This is a genomic window from Flavobacterium litorale (assembly GCF_019613795.1).
Lineage (GTDB): Bacteria > Bacteroidota > Bacteroidia > Flavobacteriales > Flavobacteriaceae > Flavobacterium > Flavobacterium litorale.
In genome coordinates this window covers 221,017-235,654 of the sequence record NZ_CP080429.1, presented here as the reverse complement: position 1 = coordinate 235,654, position 14,638 = coordinate 221,017, and the positions used below count along the sequence as shown (strand labels likewise).

Genomic DNA, 14,638 nt, shown 5'->3' with positions numbered 1-14,638 from the left:
TTATTTTAGCAAATGCAAACTATATTTGCTTTTACTGAAACTGTTGTTCCTTTATATTGAAAAATCAGATTTTACATAAGCAGGCTTTATTTTATACTATTATAAATTACTTAGGTACAGCTATCGGTATTATCTCGGCATTGTTTATTTATCCACTGGACTTTGCTTTTTCAGGAACAATTAAGTTTATCGATACTGTTGCCCAGCTTCTTTACCCCATTATGGTATTGGGTGTTTCTCAGGCGCTTATAAAGTTTTATCCTGTGTTGGATGAGGGAAGAAAGAAACAACTTTTTAATTACAGTATATTATCAATAAGCGTTATTGGGCTTCTTGTTTTGTTAATGCTACTGGTATTTGGTGTTTTTTCAGATTATAAGTATATCAATTATATTTATTTTGCATTCCCTATAGCCATAGCCATAGCATTTATTGATTTATTTCGAAAACAAGCACAAAATATCCAAAAACTTGCCGTACCCACACTTTTTGAAAAAATCATTCCTAAAATAACTCTTCCTCTTGTATTTTTATTGTTACTAAATTTTTTGATTTTAGAGAATCAAGCAATAATACTATACGTGCTGTGCTATATAGGTGTGTTTATTTTAGTAGGTGTGTATATTTTTAAGCACTTTAAACCTAATTTTAATTTTGACTTTGAACCCTTGTTCAAAAAAATTTCAAGAAAAGAATATTTCAACTATAGTTTGTATGCCTTTGCAGCTAGCTTGGGGTCGTTATTAGCTTTTAGGATAGATAGCTTGTTTATATTTAATTTGATATCTGAAGAGGCTAACGGTATTTTTGCCAACGGTGTTACGTTGGCAGCTACGTTACAAATACCCGCAGTTGGCTTAATTGCAATGTATGCCCCCGTTATCTCAAATTATATTACTTCTAATAATTTCAGTGAACTTAGTTTGAAATATAAAGAAGTTGCTAGGTTACTGTTTTTTATAGGAGCGTTGTTATATAGTTGCATACTTATGGGGCTTAATGATCTCTTTAAATTATTGCCAACTTACGATGCTCTAAAAGAAACTATCCCTATAATAAATATTTTAGGGCTTAGTGTAGTTATTAATATGGCTACGGGTTTTAATACAGAAATAATTGCTTATTCAAAGTATTACAAATTTAACATAGTAATGATTTTGACTTTGGTTGTTTTAAACGTATCGCTTAACCTGTGGTTTATTTATTATACTAATTTGGGTATAGCAGGGGTTGCTTATGCATCGTTATTATCTATGACGTTGTTTAATGCCGCCAAGCTGTATTTTATTTATAAGAAGTTTGGAATACTGCCTTTTGATACTAATTTTTTAAAACTAGCCTTACTATTTCTACTTTCGGGAGTGGTACTATATTTTTTACCGAGTACAGATTCTAACATTACAGACCTCATTTACAAAGTAGTACTATCAATAGCAATTAATGTAATTGCCGTGTACAAGTTAAAGCTAGTACATCAGGTAAATATTTGGGTAGATAAAGTGCTGAGGTTTACAAAACTCAAATAAAATATAGCATTATATTCTGTAGGCTATAGCATTAATATTCATACCTGCACCTACTGATGCAAAAAGAACCACATCGCCACTATTAAGTTCCTGATTTTCTACCTCTCCCTTTATCAATAAATCGTACAACGTTGGTATGGTTGCCACACTACTGTTCCCTAATTTTTGTATGGACATGGGCATAATACCTTCCGTTGGCACTTTATTGTACAGTTTGTAAAAACGCTTAACAATGGCTTCGTCCATTTTTTCGTTTGCTTGGTGTATAATTATTTTTTTAAGTGCATCAATACCAATACCGCTTTTATCCAAACACTCTTTCATGGCTTGCGGTACGTGGCTTAGTGCGAATTCGTATATTTTTCGCCCATGCATTTTTATGTAGCGAATATCCGAATCGTGACTTTGATTATACGATTTTCCGAAGAATAAAAAGTAGGCTTCCTCATGTGTAAACGAAGCTGTTTCGTGCCCTAGTATACCTCCCGTTTCATCAATTGCTTCTAATACCGTGGCACCAGCCCCATCAGAGTAAATCATGCTATCACGGTCGTGTGGGTCAATCACCCGCGATAAAGTTTCAGAGCCTACCACTAGGCAGCGTTTTGCCATACCTGCCTTAATGTATGCCTGTGCTTGTATAACACCTTCTATCCAGCCAGGGCATCCAAAAAGGATATCGTAGGCTACGCATTTGGGGTTTTTAATGCCCAAACGGTATTTTACGCGTGCTGCAAGGCTAGGTACCATATCCGATTGGATAGTACCTGCTTTAACATCGCCAAAGTTATGTGCTAATATTATATAGTCGATTGATTCTTTATCAACGTCAGCATCAGCAATTGCTTTTTCGGCTGCAAAGAAAGCAATATCAGAGTTTAAAAGGTTCGATTTGGCGTATCTGCGCTCCTCTATACCTGTTATTTGTTTAAACTTACTTGTTATAACTTCATTAGTATGCTGTAAGGGCTCGCCCTCTTCTTCTAGGAATACATGCGATGCAAAATCCTGATTCGTAACGGTATGCTTAGGAATATAGCTTCCGCATCCCGTAATCTTTATGTTCATATTGCCCTGTGTTTTATAGCTAATATAGTCAAATATACACTAATCTTAATAGTATAGCCTTATGCATGCATAATAATTGGTGTATTCTTGTTTAAAGCGATATTTATTACGAAATAATTAATGTTTTTGTGGATACATCTTTATTTTCATAACTGATGCTACAGATAATGCTATTGTTTTTATACGCTCGGTGTTTTTGCCTTGAAAAAGTTTATCTACAGTAGTCGTAAAATGATTGAGCCATACCTCAAAATGTTCGTTTGTTAACCGCTCTTTATCATTCAAATCCAGATGTATCTGGAGTACGTTTTTACGATAGGTACCTTTACGCAGCAACGTTTGTTCCCAAAAATCAGTTAGGTGTGGTAAATGAGCTTCTAAATCTATTTTTGCAACATCAGTAAATACGTAACTAATGGCGGGGTCGTTAAGCATTGCCTCGTAAAACGAGCGCATAAAAAGCTCAATATCTCCTCTGGTTTCGATGTCTTTCATGTTATGAACTTTAATAAAAAAGCTGCCCAAAGGCAGCTTAAATTTTTAACTCTCCATATACGCCTCAATTGGCGCGCAAGAACAAATTAGGTTTCTGTCGCCATAAGCATCATCAACCCGTCGTACTGCTGGCCAAAATTTATTGTCGGCTATATAATCTAATGGGAATGCCGCTTTTTCTCTAGTATAAGGCAATAACCATTCGTCGCTGGTTAGCATATCTAGGGTATGTGGTGCATTTTTAAGTACATTGTTTTTATCGTCGGCGTTAACAGCTTCAATTTCTTCACGAATGGCAATCATCGCTTCACAAAAACGGTCTAGTTCTTCTAGGTTTTCGCTCTCTGTTGGCTCTATCATCATTGTACCAGCTACTGGGAACGATACTGTAGGGGCATGGAAACCATAATCCATTAATCGTTTTGCAATATCAGTAACCTCTATGCCTTTTTGCTTAAATGGTCGGCACTCAATAATCATTTCGTGTGCTGCCCTTCCCATTTCGCCTGTATAAAGCGTTTGGTAATGCCCTTTAAGTTTTTCCTTAATATAGTTGGCGTTTAGTATTGCATACTTAGTAGAGTTGGTAAGCCCCTCCTCGCCGAGCATGGTAATATAACCGTACGAGATTAAGCATACTAATGCCGACCCCCATGGCGCACCCGATATGGCTGTAATAGCATTACCACCGCCAGTAGGTACTATTGGGTTGGTTGGTAAAAAGGGCGCTAAGTGCTCCGCAACACAAATAGGACCAACACCAGGACCACCACCACCGTGTGGTATGGCAAATGTTTTGTGTAGGTTAAGGTGGCAAACATCGGCACCAATAGTAGCAGGGTTGGTAATACCAACCTGTGCATTCATGTTAGCACCATCCATGTATACTTGCCCACCGTTATCGTGTATTATTTTTGTAATCTCTTTTATAGACGCCTCGTACACCCCGTGCGTAGATGGGTAGGTAACCATTAGGCACGATAGTCTGTCTTTATATTGCTCTGCTTTTGCACGTAAATCGTCTACATCAATATTACCATTTTCGGACGTTTTGGTAACTACAACCTTCATCCCTGCCATAGTAGCCGATGCTGGGTTTGTACCATGTGCCGATGCGGGTATTAAGGCAATATCTCTGTTTGTATCGCCATTGGCATGATGGTATGCCCTAATAACCATTAACCCTGCATACTCACCTTGTGCACCCGAGTTGGGCTGTAGGGTAGTGCCTGCAAAACCTGTAATTACATTAAGTTGTTCTTCTAGCTTTTTAAGCATTATTTGGTAACCCTCTGCTTGCTCAATAGGGGCAAATGGGTGAATGCTATTCCAGTACGGTAAACTTAATGGTAACATTTCTGCCGCAGCGTTTAACTTCATGGTACAGGAGCCTAAAGAAATCATAGAATGATTTAAGGCTAAATCACGACGCTCTAGTTTTTTGATGTAGCGCATTAAAGCGGTTTCTGAGTGGTATTTGTTGAATACCTCATGGCTTAAGAAATCGGTAGTACGCTGTATTTGGCTAGGAATTGATGTTGCGTTAGATAATTCTGTTATAGGGTCGATATCGCGCTCTATTGCTTCGGCAAAAATTCCAACAATATCGTTTATGTCTTTTAGTGAAGTAGCTTCGTTAAATGAAATCGAAACCGTTTCTCTGTCGATGTAATAAAAGTTAATGGATTTTGCTTCGGCTGCTGCCTGTACTTTGGCTACATCGGTTTTAACAACAATTGTATCAAAAAACGATGTATTGGCTTGGAATACGCCTAGCTCGTTAAGAGCTTCGGCTGTGGTTACTGCCGAGCGGTGTATTTTATCGGCAATATAATTAAGCCCTTTAGGACCATGGTATACAGCATACATACCTGCCATAACAGCAAGTAGCACTTGTGCCGTACAGATGTTAGATGTTGCTTTTTCGCGTTTTATGTGTTGCTCTCTGGTTTGTAGTGCCATACGTAACGCACGGTTACCGTTGGCATCTATAGTTACCCCAATAATTCTGCCGGGCATACTACGTTTGTAGGCTGTTTTTGTAGCAAAATAAGCTGCGTGAGGTCCGCCGTAGCCCATAGGTATACCAAAGCGCTGGGTAGAGCCAATTACAACGTCTGCACCCATTTCTCCAGGAGGCGTTAGCTTAACAAGACTTAATATATCGGCAGCTACTGCTACTTTTATTTCGTTTTGCTTTGCGTTTGCAATAAAACTTCCGTAATCGTATACTTGCCCGTATTTTCCTGGATACTGTAGCAATGCTCCAAAGTAGTCCTCGGAAAAATCAAACTCTTCATGATTTCCTACAACAAGTTCTACACCGATAGGAGCAGAGCGTGTTTCTAATACCGAAAGTGTTTGTGGTAATAATTCTTCTGATACGAAGAATTTATTTGCATTACTCTTTTTTTGCTCGCGTGTACGAACATCAAATAACAACGCCATAGCTTCGGCAGCAGCCGTACTTTCGTCTAGTAACGAAGCATTGGCAATTTCCATACCTGTTAATTCAATAATAGTGGTCTGGAAGTTAAGTAACGCCTCTAAGCGTCCCTGTGCTATCTCGGCTTGGTAGGGTGTATAGGCAGTATACCACCCTGGGTTTTCGAATATATTACGTTGTATAGGAGCAGGTACAATGGTAGTGTGGTAGCCTAAACCTATGTATGATTTGTATATTTTATTTTTTGCGCCTAGCTCACGTATATGGTTCATATACTCATATTCCGTCATGGCAGGATCTAGTTGTAAAGGCTCCTTTAAACGGATATCATCAGGCAGTGTTTCGTATATTAGTTGTTCCATAGATTCTGCACCTATGGTGTCCAACATCTCTTGCAAATCGTTTTCTCTCGGACCAATGTGTCTCAAAGCAAAAGCATCTGTTCTCATGTATATTGCTGCGTTGTTTTTAGTGGCACAAAAGTAATTATTTATATTCAAAATAAAATGCTTTTTGGTTGCCTATTTTGTGAATTTTCCATCTTAAACCTATTACTTTTAGCATATTGATTATTTTTGTGTGATGAATGTATTTAGGACGTTATTCAGACTTTACATACATGGTAGTATACACGTTGCTTTTGCAGTACTATCGTTGTTGTTAATGACGTTGCACATCTTCCAACTCCCGTTTGACGCTCCTATAGCTGCTTATGTTTTCTTTGGAACTATAGGGGGCTATAATTTTGTAAAATATGAAGATTATTTTCGCAGCAAAAAACACATTACTACCGAGCTAAAAGTAATTACTGCTATTAGCATTGTTGCATTATTACTCTCGGGTTGGGCATTTTTATTATTAGCCCGTATTACGCAAATAACATGTATTGTGTTTTTTGTACTTACATTACTTTATACCGTACCACTTTTCCCGCGAAGGAAAAATATGCGCAATTGGACGGGTATTAAAATTTATATGGTTGCCCTTTGTTGGGCAGGCATTACGGTGTTACTACCGCTACAAAATGCAGGCATGCCCGTAGTATTGGTAGACGTAGCTTTAAAATGCGCTCAGCGTTTTATTTTTGTTATTATTCTGATTCTCATTTTCGAGATTATTGATTCTAAGGAGGATGACCCTCTCCTTATGACGGTACCACAGAAAATCGGGATAAAATATACCCAATGGCTCAATATTGGATTGCTTTTGCTGTTTTATATACTAACATTTTTTAAAACAGCAATTAGCACTAAAGAGCTTGTTATTAATTTTGTACTGGTAGTAGTTACAGCATTATTTACTGTTTTTGCTACACCCAACCGATCCAAATATTATACGTTGTTTTGGGTAGAAAGCATCCCAATTTTTTGGCTATTATTGGTGCTGTTGGCTAGTGCGTACTAACTTATAAGGTTTTGTAAAGCTTCTTGTAGGTTATTATATGTAAACTTAAAACCTTCATTGTGTAATCGGGTAGGGATAACGTTACGGCTTTTTAGTACTAATTCTGTTTCAGTACCTATAAGCATTGCCCCCATTTTTAATAGTGGTTTGCTAACAGGTATGCCTATTGGCATGTTTACACTACGCCTTAATAGCGCCATGAAGTTTTTATTTTTTGTTGGAGTGGGCGATACGATGTTAATCTCGCCTTCCAGTTCTTTATCAATTACAAAAGCTACAGCACGGGCAAAATCATGTTCGTGAATCCAGCTTACGTATTGTTTACCACTACCTTGCTTACCACCAAAACCAAGTTGTGCTAATTTTTTTAATGTTGGATAAGCTCCACCGTTTTTGCCCAATACAATCGAAGTTCGGAGTACTGTTTTTTTAGTTTTAGGTGTTGCTACCTGAAAAAAAGTACTCTCCCACATTTTGGCAACATTCATAGAGAAATCATGACCGATTTCGCCTGTAAACTCATCCATTTGTTTGTTTTCGCTATTCCGATAAATAGTAGCAGTAGAAGAGTTGAGCCAATGTTTAGGCGGATTGGTGCACTGTAGTACGGCTTTATTGAGTATTGCAGTACTATCTACTCGCGATGCTATTATTTCGTTTTTATTTTGCGCGTTGTAACGGCAATCTACCGATTTTCCTGCAAGATTAATGAGTACATCGGCGCCCTCCAATTCGGTCTCCCATCCTGTTAAGGTTTTGGCATCCCAATGTACATAGCGTATATTGTTTTCCTGTAAGGTTTTGCTACGGGTCAGGATTACAATTTCAGCTACTTTATTTTTAAAATGGTTTATAAGCACTTGTCCTAAAAAACCTGTTCCTGCTGCAACGATTAGTTTTTTCATGGGTTAAGTATTTTTGAAATTATAATTGAGAATTACAGTAAAGTATATTGCAATTATAGGTGGCAATACAATTATCCAATACCAATCGGTAAACACCCACATTAAAAAGAATGATATTGTTAGCAGCCAATAAATTCTCAAAAAAATATTATTACTACCCTCGCTACCAGTCCAAATTACTGCAGTAGTAATCTGAAATAATCCTGTTAAGATCATAAAAAGCGCAGCAATAAACCAAAGCTCTTTGTACACAAAGCCTATTAAGCTTAATAGAGTAGGTACACCTACAAAAAAATAGTTTAATTTTTTCATCACTTTAATTGTATTGATTGTTTTAAACTTTCAAAAATATTTGAAATTCAAATGTAAATTTTTTTACTTCATAATTTTCGTAACCAATCTGCCTATCCAATTATCTTTAAACTCAGTTACTTTCTCAATCATATTATCAGCTTTTAATACAAAATCGTAAAGCTTTGCCGTTTGGTTGGTAAAGTGCTTTGCTTCTACCGATTTATCATTTTTTACACCTGTAGATACATCCTTTAGTACCCTAAGTGCGGGTTTAATTTCTCTTTTACTACGTTCTTGTGCTATTTTTACCGCTAGTTCATCAAGGTCTTTCTCGGCAATAAAAAACTCTTTACGTTCGCCCGCTTTATATTCTTTAAACACAATGCCCCAATCCATTAAAGCACGCAAGTTCATACTTGCATTACCACGCGATATTTGTAACTCTTCCATAATATCTTCCATTGATAATGCTTCAGGAGCTACCATAAGCAAAGCATGTATTTGTGCCATGGTTTTATTAATGCCCCATTGCGAGCCTAATGCGCCCCACGTTTGTACAAACTTATTTTTTGCTTCGCTGAATTCCATAGTTCAAAGATAAAATAATATTTTTAAACTTTCAGTAAAAAATGAAACTTTATTTGTAAAAGAAAATTATTCAAAAATAATAGTAGGATATTTAGCATGTAGGTTAGCAGAACGCTGCTTCAGTTTTTCCTGAAAAGCTTTATGTTCTTCCGAATCAGGGTTAAAAGGACGATGAAGTAACCCTTTTTGTATGGTGTTAACTTCTTTCATCATGGCTTGGGTGGTTTCTTCAATATAAGTTTCGGTAAAACGTTCCCAGATGTAATCAATAGCAATATTATTGGGGTGAATCATATCGGATTCGTAAAAACGATAGTCGCGTAGCTCATCCATCATAATTTCATACGACGGGAAATAAAGCCCGTCAGCCCCCGAAGGGGGAGTTGTTAATACCTCATGTAAAGCAGCTATAAGGTTGGCTTTACTCCATTGGTTCTCTACAAAACCATCTTTGATATGCCGCACGGGTGAAACCGTAAAAACGAATTTTATTTTTGGATTAACTTCTCTAACTAAAGCCATAGTTTTTTCGAGGCTTTCTTTTATAGCAGTAACCGAAAGTAGTGCTTTAGTAAACTCTTTTTGCGGTACTTTATGGCAATTGGCTACAATATTCCCCGATTCTTTGTGCCGATACACCCATGCCGTACCTAATGTAATAATACTGTGCGAGGCTTGTTGTAATGCCAACCGAGTAGTTGTAGTTGCTATAGTAAGGTTTTGAAGCAGTACATTTTTATCTGGATTACTTAAATCGCTGTGCGCATCAAAGCAATGCCAACGTTCGTTATGGTAAAAAATATCAGCTTCGGTAAATTGCTTTTGTTGCAGAGTGTAGCCAATAAACTTTTCTATAGCTAATGGGTGGAACAATATACCGAATGGGTTTATGGTATTCCTGAATTTAAAGTAGTTGAGCTTTTCGCCCATATTTACCGCAAAACAAGAACCCAAAGACACTATTTTTGAATTGTAACCAATACTATGACTACTTTTTGTAATAGGTATTTGGGTTCTGAATTGCATTATTGTTAAATAGGTTTTAAGTTATACTATTCGTAGAAGTATTCAGTATTGATTATGTCACCATTGCGAAGTGTTTTTTTTCCTGTAATTGGAAAATTAGCTTCGTTATAGGTGTATTTAACAGTGTAAGAATCGCCAGCACCAATTCCACTTTTATTATAGCTTAATATGTTATGGTCGCTACCCCAAAACTTATGTATGATTTGTGTATCAAAAGAAGCCGTATTTTTTAGTGGGTTGTTTTTTAAGTCGTATATATAAGTGTTTTGCCTCAAAAAGTCATAGTTTTCGTCATATTCAGACGCTTCATAAATTCCGTTGCCGTTTAACTTTGTTCTAATTTTAGATAGAAAATAAAATTCTCCGTTACCAATCACATTATACTTATTAACTTCTACTAGCCAGCCTGTATAGTAACTAAAGGTTGTGTATATACTAGCTTGCTCAGGATAAGTAGTGGTTAGCATTGCAGCAGTTTTATTAATTGAATCATAGTAGCTGTATTGCTCAATTTTAGATAACTCACCATTAGTATCGTATTCTTTTATTGCCACTAGTAAGTCATTTTCGTATTCATATGCGGTATTTCTACCGTCCGAATATGTAATGCCAGTAATATATGTATCATTGTAATGATAGTTAGCTGTAACTAATGTGCCATCGGGATGGTTGGTAATAGTTTTTTTTAAAAAAATAGTGCTTTCATCAATAGTTGTGCTGTTGTCAGAATCGCTAGAACAAGAGGATAATATTACTACTAATAGAACAAAACCAAGTATGTTTTTCATTTTCTCGAATAAAATTTAATTATTATTTGTTTATAAAGTTTTTCGCTGCTGCCAATGCTTCATTAATACCATTGATGTTTTTACCACCTGCTGTAGCAAAAAACGGCTGACCACCGCCACCACCTTGTATGTATTTACCCAATTCGCGGACTACTTGCCCTGCGTTGAGCCCTTTTTCGGCAACTAGCTCCTTAGATATGTAGCAAGTGAGCATAGGCTTATCGTTTTGTGCTGTAGCCAGTAGTAAAAACAGGTTATCGCCTAAATTGCCGAGTTCGTAAACCAAATCTTTAGCACCTGTAGCATCAAGGTCTACTTGTTTGGCAAGAAATTTAACACCGTTTATTTCTTCAATTTCTTTTGCTAATTCTCCTTTTAGATTTTTAGCTTTATCTTTTAGTAGCGCTTCTACCTGTTTTTTTAACTTGGCATTTTCATCCTGCAAAGAGGTTACTGCTTTTAAAGTGTCCTGAGGGTTTTTAAGGGCTAATTTTACTTCGTTAAGTGTTTCTTCTTGTGTAGCAAAATACGCTTTTACGGCTTGGTTTGTTATGGCTTCGATACGGCGAATACCTGCTGCAACAGCACCTTCGCTTTTTATTTTAAAGTGCCATATATCGGCAGTATTATTTACGTGTGTGCCTCCACAAAGTTCCATACTATCGCCGAACTTTATGGCGCGTACATTATCGCCATATTTTTCGCCAAATAATGCTAAAGCGCCCTCGGCTATTGCTTCTTGAAACGGAATGCTTCTACGTTCAATTAGTGGTAAATGTTCTTGTATTCTTTCGTTTACAAAATGCTCTACCTGTTGTAGTTCATCATCGGTAACTTTAGCAAAATGCGAAAAATCGAAACGCAAATAGTTAGGGCTTACTAACGAGCCTTTTTGCTCTACGTGTGTACCCAAAACAGTGCGCAATGCTAAATGCAGTAAGTGTGTAGCAGTGTGGTTACTTGCTGATTTACTTCGTAACGTACCATCTACCTTTGCAGTAAATGTAGCATTAACATTATCGGGTAATTTTTTGGTAATGTGCAGTATAAGGTTGTTCTCCTTTTTGGTATCAATAACAGCTATGGTTTCGTTGGGTGTAACCAAAATACCATTATCGCCTACCTGCCCGCCACCTTCGGGGTAAAAAGGCGTACTGTCCAATACGAGTTGGTATAGTGTACCTTCTTTTTTAGATTTTACTTTACGGAAACGGGTAATTTTCACTTCATTTTCCAGTTGGTCGTAGCCTACAAAGGTCTCATTAGCATTATCTATAACAATATTCCAATCGTCGGTAGCTACTTCGCCAGCAGCGCGCGAACGGTCTTTTTGCTTCTTTAACTCAGCATTAAAAGCTGCTTTATCATAATTAAATCCTTTTTCTTTTAAGATGAGTGCCGTAAGGTCTTCTGGAAAACCAAAAGTATCGTATAATTCAAATACTTTAGCTCCCGATACTTCGTTGCCTTCGGTTTGCAGCACTACATTTTCCAATAATTGTAGTCCTTGCTCTAGGGTACGTAAGAAAGAAGCTTCTTCTTCTTTAATTACATTGGTAACAAGGCTTTGTTGCGCTTTTATTTCTGGGAAAAATTCGCCCATTTGCTCACTAAGTACAGCTACAAGCTCGTAAATAAAAGGTTCTTTTTTATCTAAAAAGGTAAACCCATAACGTATGGCACGGCGCAATATCCTACGGATAACGTAACCTGCACCCGTATTACTAGGTAATTGCCCATCGGCAATAGCAAAGGCAACAGCACGCACGTGGTCTGCCACCACACGTATAGCAATATTTGCTTTTTCTTCGGCATCGTTGTCTGCCTTGCTTTTGTAGTGTTTGCCTGTAAGTTGTTCTACTTTTTTAATTAGCGGTGTAAACACATCAGTATCGTAATTACTTTGTACCCCTTGTAATACCATACAAAGCCTTTCAAAGCCCATACCCGTATCTACGTGGCGCGATGGCAATGCCTCTAACGATTTATCGGCTTTACGGTTAAACTCCATAAATACATTATTCCAAATCTCTACAACTTGTGGGTGGTCGGCATTAATCAGATCTCTACCCGAAACTTTTGCTTTTTCTGCATCAGAACGAATATCTACATGAATTTCCGAGCAAGGTCCGCAAGGTCCTTGGTCGCCCATTTCCCAAAAATTGTCTTTTTTGTTTCCTGTCAGTATACGGTCTTCACCTATAAGTGCCTTCCAAATATCGTATGCCTCTTGGTCAAACGGAACTTTATCTTCCTCGCTGCCTTCATATACGGTTACGTACAGTATGTCTTTCGGAATTTTATATACTTCGGTTAGTAGTTCCCAAGCCCAATTAATAGCCTCTTTTTTAAAATAATCGCCAAAACTCCAGTTACCCAGCATCTCAAACATGGTGTGGTGGTAGGTATCAAAACCAACATCCTCTAAATCGTTATGTTTACCCGAAACACGCAGGCATTTTTGCGAATCGGTAATACGATTGCTTTTTGGTGTTGCATTCCCCAAAAAATATTCTTTAAACTGTGCCATACCCGAATTGTTAAACATTAGGGTAGGGTCGTCTTTGGTTACAATGGGTGCTGAAGGAACAATTAAGTGTCCTTTATCTTGGAAAAAATCTAAAAACTGCTTTCTAATATCCCTCGATTTCATATTTGGGTATAATTTTGTTTATCGAAAATTAAGTAGCTCTAAAACCGTAACATTTCTTACATTTGTACGTCTATTGGTTTTGGCTTTATGCGCTACGCTGTAAGGTGCAAAAATAGAATAAATTAGCAATATGTCTAAGGTAAAATATTATTACGATTCAGAAACGTTGTCCTACCATAAGGTAAGGGTAAAAAAAGGCAAAAAAATAGGTGTTGGGCTACTGTTTATAGTAGCTTCGGCACTGTTTGGCTTTCTGTGTTTTATAGTATTATTAAATACCCCTTATTTTGAAACGCCTAAAGATAAGTTGCAGGCACGCGAAATTGAAAACATGAAGATTCGTTATGAGGTATTAAACCGTAAAATGGATCAGGTTGATGAGGTTTTGGCAAGTATAGCGGAGCGTGATAATAATTTGTATCGCACGTATTTTAACACATCGCCCATACCAGAAGAGCAACGTAAGGCAGGTTTTGGAGGGGTAAACCGTTACAAAGGTTTAGAGGGGTACAACAACTCGGATATAATTATAAAAACCACTAAACGGCTTGATGTAATCTCCAAAGAGTTGGTGGTACAATCCAAATCGTTAGAAGAAATAGCCAAGCTGGCAAAAGACAGAGAAAAGCTGCTTGCAGCCATACCTGCCATACAGCCTGTTAAAAACGAAGATTTAAAACGTCTTGCATCGGGTTTTGGGTACAGGAGCGACCCATTTACCAAAATACGTAAGTTTCATGCGGGTATGGACTTTACTGCTAAAACAGGTACCCCTATATACGCAACGGGAGATGGCGTAGTGCGCCGTGCCGATAACAAGGCTTCGGGCTATGGCAACCATATTGTTATAAAACATGGTTTTGGTTACGAAACGTTATATGCCCACCTTAGCAAGTATAATGTTAGGGTTGGTAAAAAGGTAAAACGTGGCGATGTAATAGGCTACGTAGGGAGTACAGGTCGATCCGAAGGACCGCACTTGCACTACGAGGTACACAAGGGTGGAAAGGCTATTAACCCTATTAATTTTTATTACGGTACTATTTCGGCTAAAGAGTATGTTTTAATCTCTAAATTAGCTAACCAAGAAAACCAATCGCTTGACTAATGCATTTAGATTTACCCGAAAAACGATATTACAGTATAGGTGAGCTTGCCAAAGCTTTTGGCGTAAACGCATCGTTAATACGCTTTTGGGATAAGGAGTTTACCATACTTAAACCCAAAAAAAATGCTAAGGGTAACCGTATGTTTACACCCGAAGATGTAAAAAACCTGCAACTAATTTACCATTTGGTTAAGGAGCGGGGTTTTACCCTAGAAGGTGCTAAAATACATTTGAAAGAAGGACAGAAAAAGACAATGGATAAATTCGAGATTATTCGTAAATTAGAAGCTGTAAAAACAGTATTACATAATATTAAAAACGAACTTTAAAAACACAC

13 protein-coding genes are annotated in these 14,638 nt (G+C 37.3%); 4 read left to right on the top strand and 9 right to left on the bottom strand.

From position 1 onward, the window contains the following. Positions 1-56: 56 nt before the first annotated feature. A complete protein-coding gene (locus tag K1I41_RS01085; protein WP_220640848.1) occupies positions 57-1,526 on the top strand; it encodes an oligosaccharide flippase family protein in 1,470 nt (489 codons plus the stop codon). 9 nt (positions 1,527-1,535) lie between these two features. On the opposite strand, the gene K1I41_RS01080 is transcribed toward K1I41_RS01085, so the two are convergent. From K1I41_RS01080 to gcvP, 3 genes are all read right to left on the bottom strand, one after another. Beyond that, positions 1,536-2,594 carry a 3-oxoacyl-ACP synthase III family protein gene (locus tag K1I41_RS01080; protein ID WP_220640847.1) on the bottom strand — a complete coding sequence of 353 codons (1,059 nt, stop codon included), beginning with the start codon at positions 2,592-2,594 and terminating at the stop codon, positions 1,536-1,538. Positions 2,595-2,711: 117 nt separating this feature from the next. Then, positions 2,712-3,089, bottom strand: a complete 378-nt coding sequence (locus K1I41_RS01075) for a group III truncated hemoglobin (protein WP_220640846.1) — start codon at positions 3,087-3,089, stop codon at positions 2,712-2,714. Between the two features lie 45 nt (positions 3,090-3,134). Further along, entirely contained in the window at positions 3,135-5,984 is a 2,850-nt protein-coding gene (gene gcvP / locus K1I41_RS01070) for an aminomethyl-transferring glycine dehydrogenase (protein ID WP_220640845.1), read from the bottom strand. Between the two features lie 133 nt (positions 5,985-6,117). Here gcvP and K1I41_RS01065 point away from each other — a divergent pair, with 133 nt between their 5' ends. Beyond that, positions 6,118-6,939 (top strand): UbiA prenyltransferase family protein, encoded by an 822-nt coding sequence (locus K1I41_RS01065; protein ID WP_220640844.1) that lies wholly within the window; start codon positions 6,118-6,120, stop codon positions 6,937-6,939. Here K1I41_RS01065 and K1I41_RS01060 read toward each other — a convergent pair. The 6 genes from K1I41_RS01060 to alaS form a co-directional block, all read right to left on the bottom strand. Further along, positions 6,936-7,844, bottom strand: a complete 909-nt coding sequence (locus tag K1I41_RS01060; RefSeq protein ID WP_220640843.1) for a TIGR01777 family oxidoreductase — start codon at positions 7,842-7,844, stop codon at positions 6,936-6,938. The genes K1I41_RS01065 and K1I41_RS01060 overlap by 4 nt on opposite strands. A 3-nt stretch (positions 7,845-7,847) precedes the next feature. Beyond that, complete coding sequence (locus tag K1I41_RS01055; RefSeq protein WP_220640842.1) at positions 7,848-8,156, bottom strand: hypothetical protein; 309 nt, start codon at positions 8,154-8,156, stop codon at positions 7,848-7,850. A 63-nt stretch (positions 8,157-8,219) separates the two neighbouring features. Beyond that, a complete protein-coding gene (locus tag K1I41_RS01050; RefSeq protein ID WP_220640841.1) occupies positions 8,220-8,726 on the bottom strand; it encodes a GbsR/MarR family transcriptional regulator in 507 nt (168 codons plus the stop codon). Between the two features lie 66 nt (positions 8,727-8,792). Next, positions 8,793-9,752 (bottom strand): GSCFA domain-containing protein, encoded by a 960-nt coding sequence (locus tag K1I41_RS01045; RefSeq protein ID WP_220640840.1) that lies wholly within the window; start codon positions 9,750-9,752, stop codon positions 8,793-8,795. 26 nt (positions 9,753-9,778) lie between these two features. After that, positions 9,779-10,540: a hypothetical protein gene (locus K1I41_RS01040; RefSeq protein ID WP_220640839.1), complete on the bottom strand. Its 762-nt coding sequence runs from the start codon at positions 10,538-10,540 to the stop codon at positions 9,779-9,781. 22 nt (positions 10,541-10,562) lie between these two features. After that, positions 10,563-13,193, bottom strand: coding sequence for an alanine--tRNA ligase (alaS, locus tag K1I41_RS01035; protein ID WP_220640838.1), 2,631 nt, complete (start codon positions 13,191-13,193; stop codon positions 10,563-10,565). Positions 13,194-13,323: 130 nt separating this feature from the next. On the opposite strand from alaS, the gene K1I41_RS01030 reads away from it, so the two are divergent. Then, complete coding sequence (locus K1I41_RS01030; protein WP_220640837.1) at positions 13,324-14,301, top strand: M23 family metallopeptidase; 978 nt, start codon at positions 13,324-13,326, stop codon at positions 14,299-14,301. After that, positions 14,301-14,630: a MerR family transcriptional regulator gene (locus tag K1I41_RS01025; RefSeq protein WP_220640836.1), complete on the top strand. Its 330-nt coding sequence runs from the start codon at positions 14,301-14,303 to the stop codon at positions 14,628-14,630. Before K1I41_RS01030 ends, K1I41_RS01025 begins: the two co-directional genes overlap by 1 nt. Positions 14,631-14,638 lie beyond the last annotated feature (8 nt).

Excerpts from the sequence above, each read along its gene's own strand:
- K1I41_RS01080 (WP_220640847.1), bottom strand. The coding sequence starts at position 2,594 with ATGAACATAAAGATTACGGGATGCGGAAGCTATATTCCTAAGCATACC.
- K1I41_RS01075 (WP_220640846.1), bottom strand. The coding sequence starts at position 3,089 with ATGAAAGACATCGAAACCAGAGGAGATATTGAGCTTTTTATGCGCTCG.
- gcvP (WP_220640845.1), bottom strand. The coding sequence starts at position 5,984 with ATGAGAACAGATGCTTTTGCTTTGAGACACATTGGTCCGAGAGAAAAC.
- K1I41_RS01065 (WP_220640844.1), top strand. The coding sequence starts at position 6,118 with ATGAATGTATTTAGGACGTTATTCAGACTTTACATACATGGTAGTATA.
- K1I41_RS01060 (WP_220640843.1), bottom strand. The coding sequence starts at position 7,844 with ATGAAAAAACTAATCGTTGCAGCAGGAACAGGTTTTTTAGGACAAGTG.
- K1I41_RS01055 (WP_220640842.1), bottom strand. The coding sequence starts at position 8,156 with ATGAAAAAATTAAACTATTTTTTTGTAGGTGTACCTACTCTATTAAGC.
- K1I41_RS01050 (WP_220640841.1), bottom strand. The coding sequence starts at position 8,726 with ATGGAATTCAGCGAAGCAAAAAATAAGTTTGTACAAACGTGGGGCGCA.
- K1I41_RS01045 (WP_220640840.1), bottom strand. The coding sequence starts at position 9,752 with ATGCAATTCAGAACCCAAATACCTATTACAAAAAGTAGTCATAGTATT.
- K1I41_RS01040 (WP_220640839.1), bottom strand. The coding sequence starts at position 10,540 with ATGAAAAACATACTTGGTTTTGTTCTATTAGTAGTAATATTATCCTCT.
- alaS (WP_220640838.1), bottom strand. The coding sequence starts at position 13,193 with ATGAAATCGAGGGATATTAGAAAGCAGTTTTTAGATTTTTTCCAAGAT.
- K1I41_RS01030 (WP_220640837.1), top strand. The coding sequence starts at position 13,324 with ATGTCTAAGGTAAAATATTATTACGATTCAGAAACGTTGTCCTACCAT.
- K1I41_RS01025 (WP_220640836.1), top strand. The coding sequence starts at position 14,301 with ATGCATTTAGATTTACCCGAAAAACGATATTACAGTATAGGTGAGCTT.